At 63.3% G+C, this 22,086-nt stretch carries 20 protein-coding genes; 18 read left to right on the top strand and 2 right to left on the bottom strand.

The features are described 5' to 3' along the window. The first annotated feature begins 4 nt into the window (after nucleotides 1–4). The 17 genes from leuC to BPHYT_RS33835 all read left to right on the top strand — a co-directional run bounded on the left by leuC (nucleotide 5) and on the right by BPHYT_RS33835 (nucleotide 19,697). The gene (gene leuC, locus BPHYT_RS33915) at nucleotides 5–1,414 is read left to right on the top strand and encodes a 3-isopropylmalate dehydratase large subunit (protein ID WP_012428641.1); all 1,410 of its coding nucleotides are present in this window, start codon (nucleotides 5–7) and stop codon (nucleotides 1,412–1,414) included. A gap of 6 nt (nucleotides 1,415–1,420) precedes the next feature. Further along, on the top strand, nucleotides 1,421–1,579 hold the full coding sequence (locus tag BPHYT_RS33910; protein ID WP_012428640.1) for an entericidin A/B family lipoprotein: 159 nt from the start codon (nucleotides 1,421–1,423) through the stop codon (nucleotides 1,577–1,579). An 87-nt stretch (nucleotides 1,580–1,666) separates the two neighbouring features. Beyond that, entirely contained in the window at nucleotides 1,667–2,320 is a 654-nt protein-coding gene (leuD, locus tag BPHYT_RS33905; RefSeq protein WP_012428639.1) for a 3-isopropylmalate dehydratase small subunit, read from the top strand. A gap of 153 nt (nucleotides 2,321–2,473) precedes the next feature. Continuing rightward, a complete protein-coding gene (gene leuB / locus BPHYT_RS33900; RefSeq protein ID WP_012428638.1) occupies nucleotides 2,474–3,541 on the top strand; it encodes a 3-isopropylmalate dehydrogenase in 1,068 nt (355 codons plus the stop codon). Nucleotides 3,542–3,879: 338 nt separating this feature from the next. Further along, the gene (gene asd, locus BPHYT_RS33895) at nucleotides 3,880–5,001 is read left to right on the top strand and encodes an aspartate-semialdehyde dehydrogenase (protein ID WP_012428637.1); all 1,122 of its coding nucleotides are present in this window, start codon (nucleotides 3,880–3,882) and stop codon (nucleotides 4,999–5,001) included. Nucleotides 5,002–5,140: 139 nt separating this feature from the next. Further along, the gene (locus tag BPHYT_RS33890; RefSeq protein WP_012428636.1) at nucleotides 5,141–7,813 is read left to right on the top strand and encodes a FimV/HubP family polar landmark protein; all 2,673 of its coding nucleotides are present in this window, start codon (nucleotides 5,141–5,143) and stop codon (nucleotides 7,811–7,813) included. Continuing rightward, nucleotides 7,810–8,622: a tRNA pseudouridine(38-40) synthase TruA gene (truA, locus tag BPHYT_RS33885; protein WP_012428635.1), complete on the top strand. Its 813-nt coding sequence runs from the start codon at nucleotides 7,810–7,812 to the stop codon at nucleotides 8,620–8,622. Before BPHYT_RS33890 ends, truA begins: the two co-directional genes overlap by 4 nt. Next, the gene (locus BPHYT_RS33880; protein ID WP_012428634.1) at nucleotides 8,619–9,332 is read left to right on the top strand and encodes a phosphoribosylanthranilate isomerase; all 714 of its coding nucleotides are present in this window, start codon (nucleotides 8,619–8,621) and stop codon (nucleotides 9,330–9,332) included. The genes truA and BPHYT_RS33880 overlap by 4 nt, the downstream gene beginning before the upstream one ends. A gap of 60 nt (nucleotides 9,333–9,392) precedes the next feature. After that, entirely contained in the window at nucleotides 9,393–10,586 is a 1,194-nt protein-coding gene (gene trpB / locus BPHYT_RS33875) for a tryptophan synthase subunit beta (RefSeq protein ID WP_012428633.1), read from the top strand. An 11-nt stretch (nucleotides 10,587–10,597) separates the two neighbouring features. Beyond that, nucleotides 10,598–11,503: a DNA-methyltransferase gene (locus tag BPHYT_RS33870; RefSeq protein ID WP_012428632.1), complete on the top strand. Its 906-nt coding sequence runs from the start codon at nucleotides 10,598–10,600 to the stop codon at nucleotides 11,501–11,503. 50 nt (nucleotides 11,504–11,553) lie between these two features. Beyond that, nucleotides 11,554–12,366, top strand: coding sequence for a tryptophan synthase subunit alpha (gene trpA / locus BPHYT_RS33865; RefSeq protein ID WP_012428631.1), 813 nt, complete (start codon nucleotides 11,554–11,556; stop codon nucleotides 12,364–12,366). Between the two features lie 80 nt (nucleotides 12,367–12,446). Further along, a complete protein-coding gene (gene accD, locus BPHYT_RS33860; RefSeq protein ID WP_012428630.1) occupies nucleotides 12,447–13,319 on the top strand; it encodes an acetyl-CoA carboxylase, carboxyltransferase subunit beta in 873 nt (290 codons plus the stop codon). Between the two features lie 396 nt (nucleotides 13,320–13,715). Further along, a complete protein-coding gene (gene folC / locus BPHYT_RS33855) occupies nucleotides 13,716–15,026 on the top strand; it encodes a bifunctional tetrahydrofolate synthase/dihydrofolate synthase (RefSeq protein WP_012428629.1) in 1,311 nt (436 codons plus the stop codon). A 29-nt stretch (nucleotides 15,027–15,055) separates the two neighbouring features. Beyond that, on the top strand, nucleotides 15,056–15,979 hold the full coding sequence (locus BPHYT_RS33850) for an SPOR domain-containing protein (protein ID WP_012428628.1): 924 nt from the start codon (nucleotides 15,056–15,058) through the stop codon (nucleotides 15,977–15,979). Nucleotides 15,980–15,986: 7 nt separating this feature from the next. Continuing rightward, nucleotides 15,987–16,481 carry a CvpA family protein gene (locus BPHYT_RS33845; RefSeq protein ID WP_012428627.1) on the top strand — a complete coding sequence of 165 codons (495 nt, stop codon included), beginning with the start codon at nucleotides 15,987–15,989 and terminating at the stop codon, nucleotides 16,479–16,481. Between the two features lie 163 nt (nucleotides 16,482–16,644). Continuing rightward, entirely contained in the window at nucleotides 16,645–18,195 is a 1,551-nt protein-coding gene (purF, locus tag BPHYT_RS33840; protein ID WP_012428626.1) for an amidophosphoribosyltransferase, read from the top strand. Nucleotides 18,196–18,506: 311 nt separating this feature from the next. Beyond that, nucleotides 18,507–19,697, top strand: a complete 1,191-nt coding sequence (locus BPHYT_RS33835; RefSeq protein WP_012428625.1) for an O-succinylhomoserine sulfhydrylase — start codon at nucleotides 18,507–18,509, stop codon at nucleotides 19,695–19,697. A 138-nt stretch (nucleotides 19,698–19,835) separates the two neighbouring features. Here the strand turns inward: BPHYT_RS33835 and BPHYT_RS33830 are convergent, their stop codons facing one another. Both BPHYT_RS33830 and BPHYT_RS33825 read right to left on the bottom strand, forming a co-directional pair. Further along, nucleotides 19,836–20,615: an AraC family transcriptional regulator gene (locus tag BPHYT_RS33830; protein WP_012428624.1), complete on the bottom strand. Its 780-nt coding sequence runs from the start codon at nucleotides 20,613–20,615 to the stop codon at nucleotides 19,836–19,838. A gap of 32 nt (nucleotides 20,616–20,647) precedes the next feature. Then, complete coding sequence (locus tag BPHYT_RS33825; protein ID WP_012428623.1) at nucleotides 20,648–20,989, bottom strand: FKBP-type peptidyl-prolyl cis-trans isomerase; 342 nt, start codon at nucleotides 20,987–20,989, stop codon at nucleotides 20,648–20,650. A 186-nt stretch (nucleotides 20,990–21,175) separates the two neighbouring features. Between BPHYT_RS33825 and BPHYT_RS33820 the strand changes: the two genes are divergently transcribed. Beyond that, a complete protein-coding gene (locus BPHYT_RS33820; RefSeq protein ID WP_012428622.1) occupies nucleotides 21,176–21,997 on the top strand; it encodes a sensor histidine kinase in 822 nt (273 codons plus the stop codon). Nucleotides 21,998–22,086 lie beyond the last annotated feature (89 nt).

The following is a 22,086-nucleotide window of genomic DNA, read 5'->3' as shown; positions in this document are numbered from 1 at the left end:
TACCATGGCACAGACTCTCTACGACAAATTGTGGAACACACACGTGATCCACACGGAAGAAGACGGCACGACGATTCTCTATATCGACCGTCACCTGCTGCACGAAGTCACCAGCCCTCAGGCGTTCGAAGGCCTGAAGCTGGCTGAGCGTCCGGTGTGGCGCATCAGCGCGAATCTGGCGGTCTCGGACCATAACGTGCCGACCACGGACCGCAGCCACGGCATTGCCGATCCGGTTTCCAAGCTGCAAGTCGACACGCTCGATTCGAACTGCGATGCCTACGGCATCACGCAGTTCAAGATGAACGATCTGCGTCAGGGCATCGTGCACATCATCGGGCCGGAGCAGGGCGCCACGCTGCCGGGCATGACGATCGTTTGCGGCGATTCGCACACGTCCACGCACGGCGCGTTCGGCGCGTTGGCGCATGGCATCGGCACGTCGGAAGTCGAACACGTGCTGGCCACGCAAACGCTCTTGCAGAAGAAAAGCAAGAACATGCTGGTGAAGGTGGAAGGCGCGCTGCCGCGCGGCTGCACCGCGAAAGACATCGTGCTGGCCATCATCGGCAAGATCGGCACGGCGGGCGGCACCGGCTACGCAATCGAGTTCGGTGGCTCGACCATTCGCGCGCTCTCCATGGAAGGCCGCATGACGGTCTGCAACATGGCGATCGAAGCCGGCGCGCGCGCCGGCATGGTCGCGGTCGACGACACCACCATCGAGTATCTGAAAGGCCGCCCGTTCTCGCCGGAAGGCGTGGAGTGGGATCACGCGGTCGAGTACTGGAAGCAGTTCAAGACCGACGAAGGTGCGCACTTCGACCGCGTGGTCGAACTGAACGCCGCCGAGATCGTGCCGCAAGTCACGTGGGGCACGTCGCCGGAAATGGTCACGGCCGTGGACGGCCGCGTGCCGGATCCGGATCGCGAGAAAGACCCGGTCAAGCGCGACGCCATGGAGCGCGCGCTGAAATACATGGCGCTCGAACCGAATGCGCCGATCGAGTCGATCAAGCCGGATAAAATCTTCATTGGGTCGTGCACCAACGCGCGCATTGAAGACATTCGCGCCGCGGCTTACGTCGTGAAGAAGCTGGGCCGCCGCGTGGCGCCGAATATCCGTCTGGCCATGGTCGTGCCGGGTTCGGGGCTCGTGAAGGCGCAGGCGGAACGTGAGGGCCTCGACAAGGTCTTCACCGACGCCGGTTTCGAATGGCGTGAACCGGGTTGCTCGATGTGTCTCGCCATGAACGCCGACCGGCTCGATCCGGGCGAGCGTTGCGCGTCCACGTCGAATCGGAATTTCGAAGGTCGTCAGGGCGCCGGTGGCCGTACCCACCTCGTGAGCCCGGCGATGGCTGCGGCTGCGGCCATCGAAGGGCATTTCGTCGATATTCGCAAGCTTGGATAAACACGCATGATGAAGAACATCAATCGCACCACTCTATTGCGCCGCTTCGCTCTCGGTACGCTGGCTGGGCTGTTGCTCGGTCTGGCCGGTTGCAACACGGTGCACGGATTCGGCGAGGACATGTCGCACCTCGGCAATTCGATCAGCAATCACGCTGATAAATAAGCGGTTTTTGATTTTTGCCGGCCATGCGCCGAGCGGCTTTCCGGCCGCCGCGCGCATCGCCCGGTCTCGAAACAGGTGCCAAGCGTCATGGAAAAATTCATCGTACACACCGGCGTCGTGGCGCCGCTCGATCGTGAAAACGTCGACACGGACGCGATCATTCCGAAGCAATTCCTGAAGTCGATCAAGCGCACGGGTTTCGGTCCGAACGCGTTCGACGAATGGCGTTATCTCGACCACGGCGAGCCGGGTCAGGACAATTCGAAGCGTCCGCTGAATCCGGATTTCGTGTTGAACCAGCCGCGTTATCAGGGCGCTTCGGTGCTGCTGGCGCGCAAGAACTTCGGCTGCGGCAGCTCGCGCGAGCACGCGCCGTGGGCGCTGGAGCAATACGGCTTTCGTGCGCTGATCGCGCCGAGCTTCGCCGACATTTTCTATAACAACTGCTTCAAGAACGGCGTGCTGCCGATCGTGCTGACTGAACAGCAAGTCGATCACCTGTTCGACGAAACGTATGCGTTCAACGGTTTCAAACTGACGGTCGACCTCGAGGCGCAAGTCGTGCGCACGTCGGACGGCGGCACCGAATATCCGTTCGAAGTCGCGGCGTTCCGCAAGTACTGCCTGCTGAACGGTTTCGACGACATCGGCCTCACGCTGCGGCACGCGGACAAGATTCGCCAGTTCGAAGCAGAGCGTATTGCGAAGCAGCCTTGGCTGGCGCACCGCATCGTCGGCTAAATGCATGAGGGCCGATCAAGGCCCGCCCGCAGATTCACGCTCGCAAGAAAACGCCGGGTCGCCTCAAGTTTTCTCGTCCCCCGCGGGGGGCCTGACGCGCAGCGACAGGTCTGAGGGCACTCTCATTCTCGAATCAAACCTCAAGGAATTCGCATGAAGATCGCAGTCTTGCCGGGCGACGGCATCGGTCCCGAAATCGTCAAGGAAGCCGTCAAGGTTTTGAACGTGCTCGGCGAAAAGTTCGAACTTGAAGAAGCGCCGGTTGGTGGCGCGGGCTACGAAGCGAAGGGCCACCCGCTGCCCGATTCGACGCTGGCGCTGGCGAAAGAAGCTGACGCGATCCTGTTCGGCGCCGTTGGCGACTGGAAGTACGATTCGCTCGAACGCGCGCTGCGTCCGGAGCAGGCCATTCTGGGTCTGCGCAAACACCTGCAACTGTTCGCGAACTTCCGTCCGGCGATCTGCTATCCGCAACTCACGGGCGCTTCGTCGTTGAAGGAAGAGATCGTTTCGGGCCTCGATATTCTGATCGTGCGCGAACTGAACGGCGACATCTATTTCGGCGCGCCGCGCGGCGTGCGTTCGTCGCCGGACGGGCTGTTCGAAGGCGCGAAGGAAGGTTTCGACACAATGCGTTATTCGGAGCCCGAAGTGCGCCGCATTGCGCACGTCGCGTTTCAGGCGGCGCAAAAGCGCCAGAAGAAGCTGACGAGCGTGGACAAGGCCAATGTGCTCGAAACCTCGCAATTCTGGCGCGACGTGATGATCGACGTGTCGAAGGAATATGCGGACGTTGAACTGTCGCACATGTATGTCGACAACGCGGCGATGCAACTGGTGAAGGCGCCGAAGGCGTTCGACGTGGTTGTCACCGGCAACATGTTCGGCGACATTCTCTCCGACGAAGCGGCCATGCTGACGGGCTCGATCGGCATGCTGCCGTCGGCCTCGCTCGACAAGAACAACAAGGGCTTGTACGAGCCGTCGCACGGCTCGGCACCGGACATCGCCGGTAAGGGCGTCGCGAATCCGCTCGCCACCATTCTGTCCGCTGCCATGATGCTGCGCTATTCGCTGAACAAGGCGGAGCAGGCGGATCGCATCGAAAGCGCCGTTAAAAAGGTGCTCGAGCAAGGCTATCGTACCGGCGACATTCTCACGCCGGGTTGCAAGCAGGTCGGCACGGTGGCGATGGGCGACGCGGTGGTCGCCGCGCTGTAAAGCGGTATAAAGCGCGAATCGGCCTCGAAAACGAGCTGATTCGCGTGTAATTCAGACAACGGCGATGGACGAAGCGACAGCAACGGCGTCGCCGGATTCAGGTTTTCGTGTATATTGTGGTGATGGCACAACTGGCTCAAATCTCCTCGATTTCGAAACTGCACGGCAAAACGGCCCGTGCGGTTGAGCTCGCCATTACCACTATCAAAACGCGCATTATCACGATTACCCCGAAAACGATCACGAAACGCTGATCGTCCGTCGTGCCCGCTCATCTTCCCCGCGCGGTCACTGCGGGCAAAGATGCGGGGAAGTTTCCATTCGAAGGGTATGAAGTCATGAACGTAGGTCTCGTAGGTTGGCGCGGCATGGTCGGCAGCGTCCTGATGCAACGCATGCAGCAGGAAGGCGATTTCGATCTTATCGAACCGGTGTTTTTCAGCACCAGCAACGCGGGCGGCAACGCGCCGTCGTTCGCCAAAAACGAGACCAAGCTCAAAGATGCAACAAGCATCGACGACCTGAAGAAGTGCGAAGCGATCATCTCGTGCCAGGGCGGCGACTACACGAACGAAGTGTTCCCGAAGCTGCGAGCAGCGGGCTGGAACGGCTACTGGATCGACGCGGCTTCGTCGCTGCGCATGAAGGACGACGCCGTCATCATTCTCGATCCGGTCAACCTCGACGTGATCAAGAACGCGCTGGTCAAGGGTCAGAAGAATTTCATCGGCGGCAATTGCACGGTTAGCCTGATGTTGATGGCGCTCGGCGGCTTGTTCCGCGAGAATCTCGTCGACTGGATGACGGCCATGACGTATCAGGCCGCTTCGGGCGCGGGCGCGCAAAACATGCGCGAACTGCTGCAGCAAATGGGCACGCTGTACGGCGCGGCCAAGGAAGATTTGGCGGATCCGTCGTCGGCGATTCTCGACATCGACCGTCGCGTGCTTTCCGCGATGAACAGCGACCGCATGCCGACCGACAACTTCGGCGTGCCGCTCGCCGGCTCGCTGATTCCGTGGATCGACAAGGATCTCGGCAACGGCATGTCGAAGGAAGAGTGGAAGGGCGGCGCGGAAACCAACAAGATTCTTGGCAAGCCGGCCATGGGCACGCCGGGTTCGATTCCTGTCGATGGCCTGTGCGTGCGCATCGGCGCAATGCGCTGCCACTCGCAGGCATTGACCATCAAGCTGAACAAGGACGTGCCGCTGGACGAAGTGAACAGCATCCTCGCGTCGGGCAACGACTGGGTGAAGGTCGTGCCGAACGAGCGCGAAGCGTCCATGCGCGACCTGTCCCCGGCGGTGGTGACGGGTACGCTGACGGTGCCGGTCGGCCGCGTGCGCAAACTGGCCATGGGCGGCGAATATCTGTCGGCTTTCACGGTCGGCGATCAGCTGCTGTGGGGCGCCGCGGAACCGCTGCGTCGCATGCTTCGCATTGTGCTCGACAAGTAAAGTAAACTACGCGCTCACGACGCGTAGAAAACTCAAGAAGCGTCGCGCTTGCGCGGCGCTTTTTTCATTGTGTGCTCCGATTATCTTGTCTCTCTCCAACCGCAAAAAAGGGCTGCGCGCTGACGCGCCAGGAGTCCCGATGAACCTTCGACTCTCATCCCTTCGGGCTATGTTCAATCTTCCGGGTGCGAGCCGATTGACGGCCGCCGCCGCTGTGTCCGCCGCGCTTGTGTGCGCTGGCATGGGCAGCGCGGCCGCCGCACCGGGCGATGCCGCGAGCGCACCGGACGCCGCCTCCGTTTCGTACGCGAACGGTGGTCAAGTGACGGTGCGGCCTGGGCAGTCGCTGAACGACGTGGCGATTGCCGTCACGCAGTCGCACGACAAGGCGACGCTCGCACGTGCCTCGCGCGCGTTGTTCGATGCGAACCCGAATGCCTTCATGAGCCACGACCCGAGCCGGTTGCGGCTGGGTGCGGTGTTGACGGTGCCGGTGCTGGATGCGTCGGGTGCGCTGGCGGCGTCGGCGGCGGGTGTCGCGGCTGCGCCTGCCTCGGCGCCTAATGCGGCATCTGCGACTAGCGCGGCGAGTGCCGTGGCGCAGGCCAACGCGGCGGCGGCAAGCGCAGCAAGCGCTGCGGCGCCAGCCGCCCCCGCTGTTTCTGCGATGGCCAGTGCGGCCACTGAAGCGAGTTCGGCGACGCCGGGTAGCACGGCTTCGTCGGCGCCGATCGCGGGATCTCAGGCGGCGGCATTGCCGGCCAGCGGTACTCATGCGTGGTCCGGTTCGATTCAGCCGTCAGCTAGCGAGGCTGAAGGCGCATCAGCGGCTGGTGCCGGAACGACTCCGGCGACGACCGCCGCGCAGCCGGCATCGCAACCGCGTGCGCAAGTGTCGAGCCTGCAGCAATTGCTCGCGCTGAAAAATCGCGTGCTGATGGAGTTGCAGAAACACGGTATCGGCGGGACGCCTCCCGCTACGAACACGGCGTCGACCGGCGTCGCGCAACCGGCGGTTGGCGTGTCATCAGCGGCGGCTGTGCCGAGTCACGGCTCTACGCCCGTGGCATCGACGTCGAGTGGTGCTGGCATGTCGCAGACGGAGTTGAGCGTGGCGGCGGCGATTGGCGCGGCGCTGGTCGCGTTGCTGGCGGCGCTGCGCATGGGCCGGCGTAAGCGCGAACGTCTGGCGGCGGAAGCTGCGTCGGCGGATGGCGGTGGGGCGGCGTCCGCGCGGGCAACGGGCCCGCAGGACGTCGTGTCGACGCGCGAGCAGATTCCGGCGCGCGGAGCGTCGGATGTCGGCGATGATTTGCCCGTTGGAAACGCGGCGGCATTGGCGGCTGCGGAGCGTGAAGCTGCGGAAGGCGACGCGGCGGCGCGTGAAATGGAAGAACGGGTCGCGGCGGAGCGCGACGCGGAGATTCGTCAGGCCGCTGCGCGGGAGGCGGCGGAAAAAGCAGAAGAGCAGGCTGCGGCTGAACGTGCGGCAGCAGAGCAGGCAGCGGCCGAGCACGCGGCAGCGGAACGTACGGCAGCAGAGCAGGCAGCGGCAGAGCACGCGGCGGCGGAACGCACTGCAGCGGAGCAAGTAGAGGCTGAACACGCAGCAGCAGAACGCACGGCAGCAGAGCAGGCCGAAGCCGAGCGCGCAGCAGTAGAACGCGCAATCGGGGAACGTGCAGCAGAAAATCAACCCGCTGCAGCCCACACGACCTTCCCGTCACCCGGCCTCAACGCGCCCGACCACATCTCGCAAGAGCGCGACGCCGCGCCCGCATCCGTCGAACCTGCGCAATTGAGTCCGAACGTCGCTCCGTCCGCTCAGGGCGGTTCGATTCCGGAACCTCTCCCCGGGCCCCACCACGACGACTTCGACAGCGCGACCACGGCCGCAAGTCTTGCCGCCGCTGCGGAACTCGGCGCCGACGCCTTGCCGCTGACGCCGCTTGAGCCCGTCGACGACGCCTTCCTGCACGAGGAACCCGCTCATCGTCTGCAATGGGACGATACGCCGGCCGCGCGGCTCGAGCCGTCGATCGAATCGCAGCGCCATCTGAACGTGCCGCCAGTCGATCTCCAGCAGCCGCACGTCGAGCCGCAGTCAACTCCGGCGTTCAGTCAGTCTCACAGCGATGCGGCTTCGCCAGCTGAGCCGTTGCAGGACGAGGCGCAGCGAGCGCATAGTGAACTGGCGCAGGAGCCGCATCAACCGGTTCAAACGTTACCGTCCGATGCCTCGCCGACCCGCGAGCCAGAACCGCGAGCGCAGCCCGCACCCGCAGCCGTGCCGACCGAATTCCCGCGCGACGCCGTCGATGCGTTCGGCAGCCTCGACATGCCGTTGCCGCCGCGCGTCGAGTCGTCCGCCGATGCCTTGCAAGCGCCCGCCTCACTGTCGAGCCAGCCGGTGGCGTCGCCGGAAACCACTGCACAACAGGCTGTGCCGTTGCCCGACCCGGACGAGACGCCGCACGTTGCCGACGAAATCACCGCGGGCACCGCAGGCCACGCGTCCGTCGCAGGCTTGGGCGCGGGGTTTGGCACGGGCCTGGGTGCGGCCGGCTTCGGCGCGTTGAAGCTCGATTTCGATCTCGAGTTGCCGCCGAGCCCGGCCCAGCCGTTGCCGGCGTTCACGCAGAACGATCTCAGCCGCATCGCCCGCAATAAGCTCGAACTGGCGGCCGAATACATCGAGCTGGGCGATCTGTCCGGCGCGCGCGCGCTCATCAACGAAGTGATCGAGACGAACGATCCGGGTACGCGCACCGAGGCCCGCGCGTTGCTCTCGACGCTCGCCCCGTTGTCGTGAAGCGTATTGCTCTAGGCGTCCAGTACGACGGTTCGGCATTCTGCGGCTGGCAGTCGCAACCGCACCGCAACACCGTGCAGGACGAACTCGAACGGGCGCTCCGCGAGTTTGCGCGGACGCCGGTGCAAACCGTCGTCGCGGGGCGTACGGATACGGGTGTGCATGGCCTTGGGCAGGTTGTGCACTTCGACACTGAGCTGGATCGTGCAGACGTTTCGTGGGTTCGCGGCACCAATTCGTTCCTGCCGAAGACGATCTCGGTGCAGTGGGCCAAGCCGATGCCCGACGAGTTCCACGCGCGTTTCTCGGCGTTCGAGCGGACCTATTACTACGTGCTGTACGTCCATCCAGTGCGCTCGCCGATGCTGGCGACTCGGGCCGGCTGGGTGCATACATCGCTCGACGTCGACGCGATGCAGAAGGCCGCCGCGCATCTGCTCGGCGAACACGACTTTTCGGCGTTCCGTTCGTCGCAATGCCAGGCGAAAACGCCGGTCAAGCACCTGTATCAGATCGACGTGAAGCAACAGGGCGACTTCGTCCATTTCCGTTTTCGGGCGAACGCGTTCCTGCACCACATGGTGCGCAACCTGATGGGCTGCCTGGTGTACATCGGCGGCGGCCGCCGCCCGGTCGAATGGATGGCCGAGGTGCTCGCGAGCCGCGATCGCGATTTCGCCGCGCCGACCTTCATGCCGGACGGTTTGTATCTGGCGCAGGTGGGCTATCCTGAGCAATTCGCCGTGCCCGCGCCGCAAACGGGCAGCGTGCCGTGGAATACCGTATGGACCGAGCAAGCGCAAACATGAACTCAACCGAAAACCTCGCGAACGAATCCCACGAAGGCGCCCAGCAGCAGGCCGCGCCGCATCGCACGCGCATCAAGCTGTGCGGCCTGTCGAAGCCCGCAGACGTGTCCCGGGCGATCGATCTCGGTGCCGACGCAATCGGCCTCGTGTTCTACCCGCCGAGCCCGCGTTCGGTCAGCGTCGCGCAGGCAGTCGAGCTGGTGCACGATGTGCCGCCGTTCGTCTCGGTGGTCGGCTTGTTCGTCAACGCCACGGCGGACTGGATTCGCGAGGTTGCGAGCAACGTCGGACTCACGTTGCTGCAGTTTCACGGCGATGAGACGCCCGAGCAGTGCGAATCGCTCGCCAGCGTTGCGGGTTTGCCTTGGTTGCGCGCGTTGCGCGTTGCGGCGGATACTCAGCCGGCCGATTTGGTAAAATCGGCACTTAGCTATTCATCAGCCAGCGGCCTTCTGTTTGACACCCATGTCGAAGGGTACGGCGGCGGCGGGAAGGTCTTCGATTGGTCACTTATTCCAGCAGAGCTCGCGCGTCGGGCCGTTTTGAGTGGTGGGTTGAACGCGCAAAACGTCAGTGAAGCGATCCATCGCGTGCGCCCGTACGCGGTCGATGTCTCGAGCGGCATCGAAACGCCGGGCGCCAAGGGCGTGAAAGATCACGCCCGGATGGCGGCGTTCGTACGCGCGGTGCGCGCAGCGGACGCCGAATGATTCCGGCGCTGCGGTTGTCTCGCACGAGAGCCGCGCGCCACACTGAGAAGAGTGATCACCATGTATAACTTGCCTGACGAAAGGGGCCATTTCGGCCAATTTGGCGGCGTGTTCGTCGCTGAAACGCTGGTCCACGCGCTCGACGAGTTGCGTGCGGCATACGACAAATATAAGCAAGACCCGGCATTCGTCGCCGAATACGAGCGCGAATTGAAGTATTTCGTCGGCCGTCCGTCGCCGATTTATCACGCTCAGCGCTGGAGCGAAATGCTCGGCGGCGCGCAGATTTTCCTCAAACGCGAAGACCTGAATCACACGGGCGCGCACAAGGTCAACAACGTGATCGGCCAGGCGTTGCTTGCTAAACGCATGGGCAAACCGCGCGTGATCGCGGAAACTGGCGCCGGTCAGCACGGCGTGGCGACGGCGACCATCGCCGCGCGTTTCGGCATGGAATGCGTGGTCTATATGGGCTCCGAGGACGTGCGCCGCCAGGCCGCCAACGTATACCGCATGAAGCTGCTCGGCGCGACAGTCGTGCCGGTCGAGTCGGGCTCGCGAACCTTGAAGGACGCGTTGAACGAAGCCATGCGCGACTGGGTCACCAACGTCGAGAACACGTTCTACATCATCGGCACGGTGGCGGGACCGCATCCTTACCCGATGATGGTGCGCGACTTCCAGCGCGTGATCGGCGACGAGTGCAAGGTGCAAATGCCCGAACTCGTCGGCCGTCAGCCGGACGCGGTGATTGCGTGTGTTGGCGGTGGTTCGAACGCAATGGGCATCTTTTATCCGTACATTGACGACACTTCGGTGAAACTGATCGGCGTCGAAGCAGCCGGCGACGGAATCGAATCCGGTCGCCACGCTGCGTCGCTGATCGGCGGAAGCCCCGGTGTACTGCACGGCAACCGCACGTACCTGCTTCAGGACGAAAACGGCCAGATCATCGAGACGCATTCGGTGTCGGCGGGCCTGGATTATCCCGGTGTCGGCCCCGAGCACGCCTGGCTAAAAGACAGCAAACGCGCGGAATATGTCGGCATCACCGACGAAGAAGCGCTTAAAGCCTTCCACGATTGCTGCCGAATCGAAGGCATCATTCCGGCGTTGGAGTCCAGCCACGCGCTGGCCTATGCCGCGAAACTCGCGCCGACGCTGCCGAAGGACAAGTACCTTCTGGTCAATCTGTCGGGCCGCGGCGACAAGGACATGCATACGGTCGCTGAGCGATCGGGCATTCAGTTCTGAGCGCCGCGACGATGCGTGACGAGTTCGACGAGCCGCAGCCGGCAATTGAAACCACGCCGGTCGCCGATATCCCGGCGGCCGAGGCGCCTGCATCGCTGTTACCGCAGGTGCCTGCCGGCATCCAGCTGTTGAACCGCGATTTTCTGACCGATGTAGCGAACATCCCTGATGGATCGATCGATCTGATCGTATGCGATCCGCCTTACGGGCTTGGCAAGGATTATGGCAACGACTCCGACATGCGCACCGGCGAAGATTTTCTCGCCTGGACGCGTGGCTGGCTCGAACTGGCTATTCCGAAGCTCAAGCCGTCGGGTTCGCTCTACATTTTCTGCACCTGGCAGTACGCGCCGGAAATCTTCAGCTTCCTGAAGACAAAACTCACGATGATCAACGAAATCATCTGGGACCGACGTGTGCCAAGCATGGGCGGAACGGTGCGCCGGTTCACTTCCGTGCACGACAATATCGGCTTTTTCGCGGTGTCGAAGGATTATTTCTTCGATCTCGATCCCGTCCGCATCCCGTACGATGCCGCCACGAAGAAGGCGCGTTCGCGTAAATTGTTCGAAGGCAGTAAGTGGCTCGAGGTTGGCTATAATCCAAAGGATGTCTGGTCGGTATCGCGGCTGCATCGGCAACATGCCGAGCGCGTCGCGCACCCTACCCAGAAGCCTCTGGAAATCGTCGAGCGGATGGTGCTGGCAAGTTGTCCGAAGGGCGGCCGCGTGCTCGACCCTTTCATGGGCAGCGGCACCACCGCGGTCGCTTGCGCCCGTCAGCAGCGCGAATTCGTCGGCTATGAAATCAATGAAAGTTACTGCGCGATTGCGCGCGAACGCGTGAGCGCCGCAGCCAATCCGCCGGTTGCGCGTCGGGTCAAAGCCAAAACTCAACGGCAGACCGAAGTGCAGTGAGCGGCGTGCGATGAGCACGCTGCGCAGTGACCCAAATCCGAGAATATTCCATGTCCCGTATCAAGAACACGTTTGCTGCGCTGTCCGCCCAAGGTAAGAAAGGACTCATTCCGTTCATGACGGCCGGCGACCCGGACCCCGCGCGTACGGTTGAATTCATGCATGCGCTCGCCGCCGGCGGCGCCGATGTGATCGAACTCGGCGTGCCGTTTTCCGATCCGATGGCCGATGGTCCGGTGATCCAGCAGTCGTCGGAACGCGCGTTGGCTCATGGCGTGTCGCTGCGCCACGTGATCGCCGACGTGAAGCGCTTCCGCGAGACCAATGACACCACGCCCGTCGTGCTGATGGGCTACGCTAATCCAATCGAGCGCATGGGTACCGAAGCCTTCGCGAAGGCGGCGAAGGAAGCTGGCGTGGATGGTGTGCTGGTTGTCGACTACCCGCCGGAAGAATGTGCTAACTTCGCTGAACAGATGCAATCTGCTGGCATCGATCCGATTTTCCTGCTGGCGCCCACGTCTACCGACGAGCGTATTGCCGAGGTGGGCAAGATTGCCAGCGGCTACGTCTATTATGTGTCGTTGAAAGGCGTGACCGGAGCGGCAAATCTGGACGTTTCCAGCATCGCGAGTAAAATCCCGGCCATCAAGTCGCGCGTCCCCCTGCCGGTGGGCGTCGGTTTCGGTATCCGCGACGCGCAAACCGCGCGTTCGGTGGCCGAAGTGTCCGATGCCGTCGTGATCGGCAGCCGTATCGTGCAATTGCTCGAACAGGCGGCGCCTGAAGCCGCTGCCGAGACGCTGACGCGCTTTGTCGCCGAAGTGCGCGAGGCGCTGGATAGCGTCGCGACTGCCCGATAACAGTTATTTTTGTCTTCTGTAGTGTGAGCGGCGGGCTTGTCCCGCCGTTTGCGCGATCGTAGACCCGAGAAGGATTCACTATGAGCTGGCTCGACAAACTGCTGCCGCCGAAAATCAAACAAACCGACCCGAAGAACCGCAAGGGGATTCCGGAAGGGCTGTGGATCAAGTGCCCGTCGTGTGAAGCGGTGCTATACCGTAACGACGTCGAGGCCAATCTGCATGTTTGCCCGAAGTGCGACCATCACATGCGCATTGGCGCGCGTGAGCGGCTCGACGGTCTGCTCGATCCGGAAGGCCGCTATGAGATCGGCCAGGAAATCGTTCCGGTCGACGCGCTCAAGTTTAAAGACAGCCGCAAGTATCCGGACCGCCTGAAAGAGGCGATGGACGACACTGACGAAACCGACGCGATGGTCGTCATGGGCGGTGCAATCCACACGCTGCCAGTAGTGGTGGCCTGCTTCGAGTTCTCGTTCATGGGCGGCTCGATGGGTTCGGTGGTCGGCGAGCGCTTTGCGCGCGGCGCGCAGAATGCGCTCGAACAGAAAGTGCCGTTCATCTGCTTCACGGCTTCGGGCGGCGCGCGCATGCAGGAAAGCCTGTTGTCGCTGATGCAGATGGCGAAGACCACGGCCATGCTGACCAAGCTCGCCGAAGCCAAGCTGCCGTTCATCTCCGTGCTGACCGACCCGACCATGGGCGGCGTGTCGGCCAGTTTCGCGTTCCTCGGCGACGTGGTGATCGCGGAGCCTAAGGCGTTGATCGGTTTTGCCGGTCCGCGCGTGATCGAACAAACCGTTCGTGAAAAGCTGCCGGAAGGCTTCCAGCGCGCCGAGTTCCTGTTGACGAAGGGCGCGATCGACATGATCGTCGACCGTCGCAAGCTGCGTGAAGAGCTGGCTCAATTGATGGCGCTTTTGAGCCATCAGCCGGCTGATGCAGTCGCGTAAGCGGGCACCAGCGTAAATTGTCGCCACGCTTTTCAGGCGCGGCGGCCGTCAGAAGCAGCAAAAAATAGCGCGCCGCGTGAGTGATCAAGCGGCGCGCTGTCATTTCCGGGATAATCACGGTCTCGCAACGCGGCGAGGGTTGCTGACGGCGGCCAGCGCAGGCACGTGTGGTTTGCGCGCATAAAGCGGCGCCCGCCGGACTAGACTCCTGCCGCAGCCGCAGCCGCAGCCGCAGCCGCAGCCGCAGCCGCAGCCGCAGCCGCAGCCGCAGCCGCAGCCGCAGCCGCAGCCGCAGCCGCAGCCGCAGCCGCAGCCGCAGCCGCAGCCGCAGCGCCCGTCGCTTCGCCCCGCGCCCATTCGCAACACTGCCCAATCGATTTACTCGCGATTCGCCCGATGACCACATTCCCCACCCTCGACGCGTGGCTCACGCACCTAGAATCCGCGCATCCGGTCGGCATCGACATGGGGCTGGCCCGCATCAGCCAGGTGCGCGACGCGATGCAGTTGTCGTTTGCGTGTCCGGTCATCACGGTCGGCGGCACGAACGGCAAGGGTTCCACTTGCGCGATTCTCGAATCCATTCTGCTGCGCGCCGGGTTCACGGTCGGCTGCCATACGTCGCCGCATTTGCTGTCGTTCAACGAGCGCGCGCGGGTGAACGGCGCAATGGCCAGCGACGCGGAGTTGCTGCCGCACTTCGAAGCCGTCGAAGCGGCGCGCCTGAGCCTCGCCGAACCGGTCACGCTGACCTACTTCGAATTCACGACGTTGGCGATCATGAGCCTGTTCGCTGCGCGCGGACTAGACGCGGTGATTTTCGAGGTCGGTCTGGGCGGCCGTCTGGACGCGGTCAATATCCTCGATACAGATTGCGCGATCATCACCAGCATTGATATCGATCACACGGAATATCTCGGCGACACGCGCGAGAAAATCGGCTTCGAAAAAGCCGGCATTTTCCGTCCCGGCAAGCCGGCGATCTGCGCGGACCCGGTTCCGCCGCAATCGCTGATCGATCACGCGGAAAAAATTGGTGCCGAATTGTGGCTGTTCGGCCGCGATTTCCGCTATGAAGGCCAGGCTGGCAGCGAGCGTCAGCAATGGAGCTACGTCGGCCCGACCATGCGGCGCTCGGCGCTGGCCTATCCGGCGCTGCGCGGCGCGAACCAGTTGATCAACACGTCGGCGGCGCTGGCGGGACTCGAAGCGCTGCGTGACCGTCTGCCGGTGTCGGCGCAGGACATCCGCCTCGGCCTTGCCAATGTGGAACTGCCCGGACGTTTCCAGGTGCTGCCGGGCAAGCCGGCGATCGTGCTGGATGTCGGCCACAATCCGCACGCGGCCGCCGTGCTGGCGCAAAACCTCGGCAACATGGGTTTCTTCCCCTATACCTACGCGGTGTTCGGCGCGATGCGCGACAAGGACATCGCCAGCGTATTGGCGAACCTGAAAGGCGAAATCGATCACTGGTGCGTGACCGATTTGCCGACGCCGCGGGCGGCGTCGGCGGAAGAACTTGAAGCGGCCTTGCGCGAGCAGGGCGTGGAAGAGGGAGCCGACAGCGGTGTGACGCGCTACGCCACACCGGCAGAGGCTTTCCAAGACGCGCTAAAACGAGCGTCAGAGAATGATAGAATCGTGGTTTTCGGCAGTTTCTATACGGTAGCCGGCGTGATGGCCTACCGTAAATCGCAGCAACACTGAACGGGCGCCAGGCTCGAACCAAGCGATTCATGGGAATTTTCTCGTTCGGCAAGAAAGACGACGCGCCCACCCGGCGCGGCGCAAACACCAGTTCCACCCGGGCCGCCCGTGGCGAGCGCGTGGAGCGGCGAACCCGCCGCACGGAGCGCACCGTCGACGCCGATGCGATGCTGCTCGACCCTACGTTGCCGGAAAAGCAGCGTGCGCGTCGCCGCCTCGTCGGCGCGATCGCGATGGTCGTGGCGGCGGTCGTGATTCTGCCGATGGTGCTCGACTCGCACCCCAAGCCCGTCACAGACGACATCTCCATAGACATTCCCAGCCGTCCCGCGCCGAAGCTCGCCAAAGCGCAGGAAGACACGCAGGCCGGCGTAGCACCCGATAACCCCGCAACGCCAGACGCGGCACTCGCCGCATCCGGCCTTGCGCCGGCAACGGCAGCCAGACAAGGCCAGTCCGTCTCTACGAAGCAATCGAGTACGGAGACGACCGCAGCGGCGTCCGCGGCCAAGCCGGCAGCGAAACCGCAAGCACCGTCCGTGGCGGCGAACACTACGCCATCGGTGCCCGCAGCGCCCGCCAAACCGGCGACGAAACCGTCGGTCACCCATAACGCCGCGACCGCACCGGCTGCGCAGGCCCCGAATTCCGATGACACGACCACAGCCGCCAGCGCAGACGCGAACTCCGGCACGCCGGCCTCGCCGCCAGGCAGCCGTTTCGCTGTGCAGCTCGGCGCCTTCGCGAACGACGCCAACGCGCGCAATTGGGCGGCCAAGTTGAAAGCGGCGGGTGTGCCCGCATATACCGAACATCGAAAGCAGGCTGACGGCTCCACGCTCACGTTGCTGCGTGCCGGCCCGTTCGCGGATCGCGCAGCGGCAAGTGCCGCCATCGCAAAGGTTCGCGAGGTCGGCTTGACGTCGGGCGCGAACAGCGGCGCCGCACAGTAAGCGAGCGATGTTCACTGCCTTCGACTACGCTGTAATGGCGGTGATCGGTTTGTCGGCGCTGCGCGGCACATGGCGCGGGTTTTTGTCGGAGATATTCGGGCTGATCGGCTGGATTGCGGCGTTTTTCATTGCTTGCCGCTTCGTCGGTTACGTTGTGCCGTATATCCCGTCCACTTGGCCGGGCGGCGCGTTGACCCAATGGCTGCTGGCGTTTGCGCTGGTGGTGGTCGGTGTGGTGCTGGTGGCGAGCGTGTTGAACGCCCTTTTGAGCCGCATCGTGCAGGCAACCGGATTGAGCGGCGTGGACCGCTCGCTCGGTTTGATGTTCGGCCTCGTGCGCGGGGTCATTCTGGTGCTGATTCTGGTCGCCCTCGCCGGCTTGACCGAACTGCCCCAACAGGAATTCTGGCGCAACGCCTTGCTTCGGCCCTATGCGGTCGAGGGCGTGCACGTAATGAAACCGCTGCTTCCCGAGACGCTGGCTGCTTACGTCCGAGTGTGACGATCAGGCGAGCGGATAGGGAAACGCAGCAGGACACCGGCGCAAACCGGCTGCCTTTACGTTCGGTCGCGTAGCTTCGCGAACGCCCCGAAAGACGTCACTTCGGGACACCATCGCAGGCAGCGGCCGCCATGACGAATTTCGTACCTTTGAAGGACATGCCATGTGCGGCATCGTAGGCGTAGTTTCCCACTCTCCGGTCAATCAGCTGATCTATGACAGCCTGCTGCTCCTGCAGCACCGCGGTCAGGACGCCGCCGGCATCGCGACAGCGAACGGCAGCAACTTCCACATGCACAAGGCCAACGGCATGGTGCGCGACGTGTTCCGCACGCGCAACATGCGCAGCCTGCCCGGCACGACCGGTATCGGCCAGGTCCGTTACCCAACTGCCGGTTCCGCATCGAGCGAAGAAGAGGCCCAGCCGTTCTATGTGAACGCGCCGTTCGGCATCATCCTCGCGCACAACGGCAATCTGACCAACTGGCAGCAGCTGAAAGATGAGATGTTCCGCATCGATCGCCGCCACATCAATACCAATTCCGACACGGAAGTCATGCTCAACGTGCTCGCGCACGAATTGCAGCTTTCCAGCTCCGGCCTGCAACTCGATCCGGCTGCGTTGTTCAAGGCGGTGTCGGGCGTGCATCGCCGGGTGCGCGGGTCGTACGCGATCGTGTCGCTGATCGCTGGTTATGGCCTTTTGGGCTTCCGTGACCCGTTCGGCATCCGTCCGCTGTGCCTCGGCAAGCAGGAAACGGCTGAAGGCGTCGAGTGGATCCTGGCGTCGGAGTCGGTGGCGATTGAAGGTATTGGCTTCGAATTCGTGCGCGACGTGGCGCCGGGCGAAGCGATTTTCATCGACATCGAAGGCAATCTGCATTCGCAGCAATGCGCCACAAACCCGAGCCTGAACCCCTGCATTTTCGAACTCGTATATCTGGCGCGTCCGGACTCGGTGCTCGACGGCGTGCCCGTCTACAACGTGCGTCTGCGCATGGGTGACTACCTCGCCGAGAAGATCAAGCGCGAGCTGCCCGACGTTCCAATCGACGTTGTCATGCCGATTCCCGATTCGTCCCGTCCGGCCGCGATGCAAGTCGCGAAGAAGCTGGGCGTGGAATATCGCGAAGGCTTCTTCAAGAACCGTTACGTCGGCCGCACCTTCATCATGCCGGGCCAGGCTGTGCGCAAGAAGTCGGTGCGCCAGAAGCTGAACGCCATGGGCATCGAGTTCAAGGGCAAGAACGTGCTGATCGTCGACGACTCGATCGTTCGCGGCACTACGTCGCACGAAATCGTGCAGATGGCGCGCGATGCCGGCGCGAACAAGGTGATCTTCGCTTCGGCGGCGCCGCCGGTGAAATTCCCGAACGTCTACGGCATCGACATGCCGACGCGCGGTGAACTCGTCGCCCACGGCCGCTCGGACGACGAAGTCGCGCGCATGATCGGCGCAGACCACCTCGTCTATCAGGACGTCGACGCGCTCAAGCAAGCGGTGCGCGACATCAATCCGGCGCTGAAGGAATTCGAAGCGTCGTGTTTCGACGGCAACTACGTGACCGGCGACGTGACCACCGAGTACCTGGACCGCATCGAAACTGCGCGTCTCGCACCGTCCTCGCAATCGGACCGCGACGCCGCGAGCGATGCGATCGACGGCGGCGCGCCGGCCCGTTCGCAACTGCATTTGCAACTGTCGGTGGGTTGAGCGCGGTTCGAACGCGAGTCGAGCGCTCCCGGCAAGGCGCGCTGCACGCCGCGCCGGGAGCGTGTTAGCATGACGGCTTGCGTCGATTTGAACTCAGCTTGCGGACGCGGGGCAACCCGAAACAGCTAAAGCGAATGGTGGAAAAGCCGCATTCATCTACCTCCGCTCCAGCTTTCCCCCGCACATGAAGCCCGCTTATGCCGACGCAAAAGCGGGCTTTTTTGTTGCTGCCGTTCGGCCTCTGCGGCTCACCTCGCACGTGAGCCGCAGAGGCCGAACGCAGCCATGGAACATTGGAAACCAGAACCAACATGGACGACTCCCTGAACTTCGACACGCTGGCAGTCCGCTCGGGCACGGTGCGCAGCGACTTCAACGAACATTCGGAAGCGATTTTCCTGACTTCGAGCTTCGTGTTCGAGAGCGCCGCCGACGCGGCCGAAAAATTCAAGAATTCCGAAGACAACTACACCTACTCGCGCTTCACGAACCCGACCGTCTCGATGTTCCAGGATCGTCTCGCCGCGCTCGAAGGCGGCGAAGCCTGCATGGCGACGGCGTCGGGCATGGCCGCGATCATGTCGGTGGTGATGTCGACGTTGCAGGCGGGCGACCATCTGGTCAGCTCGCAGGCGCTGTTCGGTTCGACGCTCGGCATGTTCTCGCAGATCTTCAGCAAGTTCGGCATCACGACCACGTTCGTCGATCCGACCGATCTGGACGCGTGGAAAAACGCCGTGCGTCCGGAGACGAAGATGTTCTTCCTCGAAACGCCGTCGAATCCGCTGACCGAAGTCGCCGACATCGAAGCGATCAGCAAGATCGCCAACGCGTCCAACGCACTGTTCGTGGTGGATAACTGTTTCTGCAGCCCGGCCTTGCAACAGCCGTTGAAGCTCGGCGCGGACGTCGTGATGCATTCGGCCACCAAGTTCCTCGACGGCCAGGGTCGCGTGCTCGGCGGCGCGCTGGTCGGCTCGAAACAGTTCATCATGGAAAAGGTGTTCCCGTTCGTGCGCAGCGCCGGCCCGACGTTGTCCGCGTTCAACGCATGGGTGCTGCTCAAGGGTATGGAAACGCTGTCGCTGCGCGTTGAAAAGCAGTCGGCGAATGCGCTCGAAATCGCGCGCTGGCTGGAAGCGCATCCGGCCGTGAATCGCGTGTTCTATCCGGGGCTTGAATCGCATCCGCAGCACGCGCTGGCCATGCGTCAGCAGAAGGCGGGCGGCGCGATCCTCTCGTTCGAACTGAAGGGCGACACGCCGGAGCAGATGCGCGCGAATGCTTGGCGCGTGATCGACAACACGAAGATCTGCTCGATCACCGGCAACCTCGGCGATACGCGTACCACCATCACGCATCCGGCTACGACCACGCATGGTCGCGTGACGCCGGAAGCGCGCGCGGCGGCGGGCATTAGCGAAGGCTTGATCCGTCTTGCCGTCGGTCTGGAAAACGCCGGCGATATTCGCGGCGATCTGGAGCGCGGTCTGGCGGGTTGAGCGAAGCAGGTTCGAGCGAGGGCTTGAACGAATGGGTGAAGCAGGACAAGCGGGCCGTTCCGTTCAAGCGGCTCGCGCAACGAAGCAATAAAGCCAACGCGGCGCGACTCACTGCAATGAAACCCAGCGCGTGAAAACTCAGTGGCGCAATGCGCGCCACTGACCGGGCGCCAGCCCGAAACGCCGCGTGAACGCGTGTGTGTACGCGCTTTGATCGCCGAAGCCGATATCCAACGCGATATCGGTCAGCGAACGGCGCGGATCGGCGAGCAGCGTGAGCGACGTATCGAGCCGCAGCCGCTGCAAATAGCGATGCGGCGTCTCACCGAAGGCCTCGATAAAAAGCTGATGAAAGCGCCGCATGCCGAAGCCGCAATGCGCGGCGAGGTCGGCGATCCGCAAAGGCTCCGACAAATGCGCGCGCAACCAGCGGTCGATACGCGCAAAGTCGAGACCGGCGCCGGCTGCCGGTGCGCCGACCGCAATGCCCGCGTCGGCCACCAACGCAGCGCCGAGGCGCGCGGCTGCGTCCCAATGAAAACGCCGTGAGTCGAGATCGTCGCCGAGCGCGCCGCCGGTCGCGTGCGCCGCGATGCGATGCACGAGTTGCGCAAGCGAGCCCTCCACGCAGACGGCCCGCGCGCGGTCGAACAAGCGCTCCGGCACGGCCAGCGATGCGGCCGGTAAATCGAGCACCAACTGCCGGTTTTCGCCGACGCCCGCGTAATCGTGTCGCGCGCCTGCCGGGATGAGCCAGGCGGAGCCGGCGTCGATGCGTTGCGCGATACCTTCCACCGCCATCACCATCGCGCCGTCGAGCCCGAGCACGACCTGGTGAAAGTCGTGCACGTCCGACGCTTCGATCGTGCCGTAGCGGCGCAGCGAAACGCTAGGAGCGGTAACGGCGGCGTGGCTCATCGACGGTGCGCAGTGACAGGACGGCGAAAAACTTAGACGCCCAGCAATTCGACTTCGAACACAAGCGTAGCGTTCGGCGGAATCACGCCGCCCGCGCCGCGCACGCCGTAGCCGAGTTGCGGCGGGATGGTCAGCTTGCGCGTGCCGCCGACCTTCATGCCCTGCACGCCTTCGTCCCAGCCCTTGATGACCATGCCGCCGCCCAGCACGAATGCGAACGGGTCATTGCGGTCTTTGCTCGAGTCGAACTTCTGGCCATCGGTCAGCCAGCCGGTGTAATGCACGCTGACGGTCTTGCCGGCTACTGCTTCGGCGCCGGTGCCTTCAACAACGTCTTCGTACTTCAAGCCGGATTCGGTAGTCACAGTCGACATATGTCGCTCCTCAGGTCAAAACGTAAAAACCGACATTGTAGGCGTGTTGGCGCCGCATGCCGAGCATTGCCGCGTGGCACACGGATTGCGTACCAGTTGGCCGTCCGGCCAGGCTGGTCGCGCCGGAAGGCATGCCTATAATGGGGCTTCTTTCAATCATCGTGAACTGCCTGAGAGGGCTCGATCGTGACAACGTCTTCAACCGGAATTGCCGGCGAAAAGCCAGTCCCTTCCGGCTTCACCGTATCCGAACGCACCGCGCATCTGCGCGCGGAAGCCGCGCTGTTCATGCGTGACCATGTGCTGTCGCTGGTGTCGCATGATCTGCGTGGTCCGTTGAATGCCATTCATAGCTGGGCTTACGTGCTGGAGCGCAAGCTCGACGCGAGCGACCCTAACTCGCAGCGCGCCGTCATCGGCATTCGCAATGGCGTGGATCAGCAGGTCAAGTTGCTCGAGACGATCGTCGACGCTACGCGCGCCGAAACCAAATCGCTGGCGCTGAACTATGCGTCGTTCCCGCTGCATCCCTTACTCGATGAAACGGTGGAAGAAGTCCGCTCGGGCCTCGCTCGCACGCGCGGCGTGGAGGTCACGCTCGACTCGCAACTCGCCACCGAGCAACTCAACGGCGACCGCGAGCGCCTCGCTGCGGCGCTTTGGCTGATGCTGACGTTCGCAGTCGAAACGAGCGCGCAGGGCACCACGGTCGTCCTGAACACGAAAGCCGACACGAGCGCATGGCACGCCAGTCTCGCCTACGACACGAGCAGCACTGCGTTGCAGGACCCCGCCTTGCCCCATGTGCTCGAAGCGTTTGCCCGCAAGCAGGCCTGCGAGCCGCGCGAAGCGAAACGGATCGCGTGGGTGCTGGCGTTGTGCAAGCGCGTCGCGGAAGCGCACGGCGGCAGTTTCGAGCAAGGCGAAGCAACCGGCGGCGACGCGGCCGGCGGCAACATGGCCACGCTCGCGCTTCGCATCCCATTGAGCGCAACTGCGGCAAAGTGAACGGTCCGGCTCAGCCACTTCGTTTGCGCGATTCAGATTTCACCGAGCTTTCACCCTCTATACTGACAACTTTTGTTGCCGGAGCTTTT

Origin of the sequence: Paraburkholderia phytofirmans PsJN (genome assembly GCF_000020125.1) — a bacterium.
In the GTDB taxonomy this organism is placed as follows: Bacteria; Pseudomonadota; Gammaproteobacteria; order Burkholderiales; family Burkholderiaceae; genus Paraburkholderia; species Paraburkholderia phytofirmans.
Note: the sequence above shows the minus strand (reverse complement) of the source record. Positions and strands in the feature narration are given on the sequence as shown.

What these genes read in the sequence shown, in the direction of transcription:
- leuC (WP_012428641.1), top strand. Translation starts at nt 5, where the DNA reads ATGGCACAGACTCTCTACGACAAATTGTGGAACACACACGTGATCCAC.
- BPHYT_RS33910 (WP_012428640.1), top strand. Translation starts at nt 1,421, where the DNA reads ATGATGAAGAACATCAATCGCACCACTCTATTGCGCCGCTTCGCTCTC.
- leuD (WP_012428639.1), top strand. Translation starts at nt 1,667, where the DNA reads ATGGAAAAATTCATCGTACACACCGGCGTCGTGGCGCCGCTCGATCGT.
- leuB (WP_012428638.1), top strand. Translation starts at nt 2,474, where the DNA reads ATGAAGATCGCAGTCTTGCCGGGCGACGGCATCGGTCCCGAAATCGTC.
- asd (WP_012428637.1), top strand. Translation starts at nt 3,880, where the DNA reads ATGAACGTAGGTCTCGTAGGTTGGCGCGGCATGGTCGGCAGCGTCCTG.
- BPHYT_RS33890 (WP_012428636.1), top strand. Translation starts at nt 5,141, where the DNA reads ATGAACCTTCGACTCTCATCCCTTCGGGCTATGTTCAATCTTCCGGGT.
- BPHYT_RS33880 (WP_012428634.1), top strand. Translation starts at nt 8,619, where the DNA reads ATGAACTCAACCGAAAACCTCGCGAACGAATCCCACGAAGGCGCCCAG.
- trpB (WP_012428633.1), top strand. Translation starts at nt 9,393, where the DNA reads ATGTATAACTTGCCTGACGAAAGGGGCCATTTCGGCCAATTTGGCGGC.
- BPHYT_RS33870 (WP_012428632.1), top strand. Translation starts at nt 10,598, where the DNA reads ATGCGTGACGAGTTCGACGAGCCGCAGCCGGCAATTGAAACCACGCCG.
- trpA (WP_012428631.1), top strand. Translation starts at nt 11,554, where the DNA reads ATGTCCCGTATCAAGAACACGTTTGCTGCGCTGTCCGCCCAAGGTAAG.
- accD (WP_012428630.1), top strand. Translation starts at nt 12,447, where the DNA reads ATGAGCTGGCTCGACAAACTGCTGCCGCCGAAAATCAAACAAACCGAC.
- folC (WP_012428629.1), top strand. Translation starts at nt 13,716, where the DNA reads ATGACCACATTCCCCACCCTCGACGCGTGGCTCACGCACCTAGAATCC.
- BPHYT_RS33850 (WP_012428628.1), top strand. Translation starts at nt 15,056, where the DNA reads ATGGGAATTTTCTCGTTCGGCAAGAAAGACGACGCGCCCACCCGGCGC.
- BPHYT_RS33845 (WP_012428627.1), top strand. Translation starts at nt 15,987, where the DNA reads ATGTTCACTGCCTTCGACTACGCTGTAATGGCGGTGATCGGTTTGTCG.
- purF (WP_012428626.1), top strand. Translation starts at nt 16,645, where the DNA reads ATGTGCGGCATCGTAGGCGTAGTTTCCCACTCTCCGGTCAATCAGCTG.
- BPHYT_RS33835 (WP_012428625.1), top strand. Translation starts at nt 18,507, where the DNA reads ATGGACGACTCCCTGAACTTCGACACGCTGGCAGTCCGCTCGGGCACG.
- BPHYT_RS33830 (WP_012428624.1), bottom strand. Translation starts at nt 20,615, where the DNA reads ATGAGCCACGCCGCCGTTACCGCTCCTAGCGTTTCGCTGCGCCGCTAC.
- BPHYT_RS33825 (WP_012428623.1), bottom strand. Translation starts at nt 20,989, where the DNA reads ATGTCGACTGTGACTACCGAATCCGGCTTGAAGTACGAAGACGTTGTT.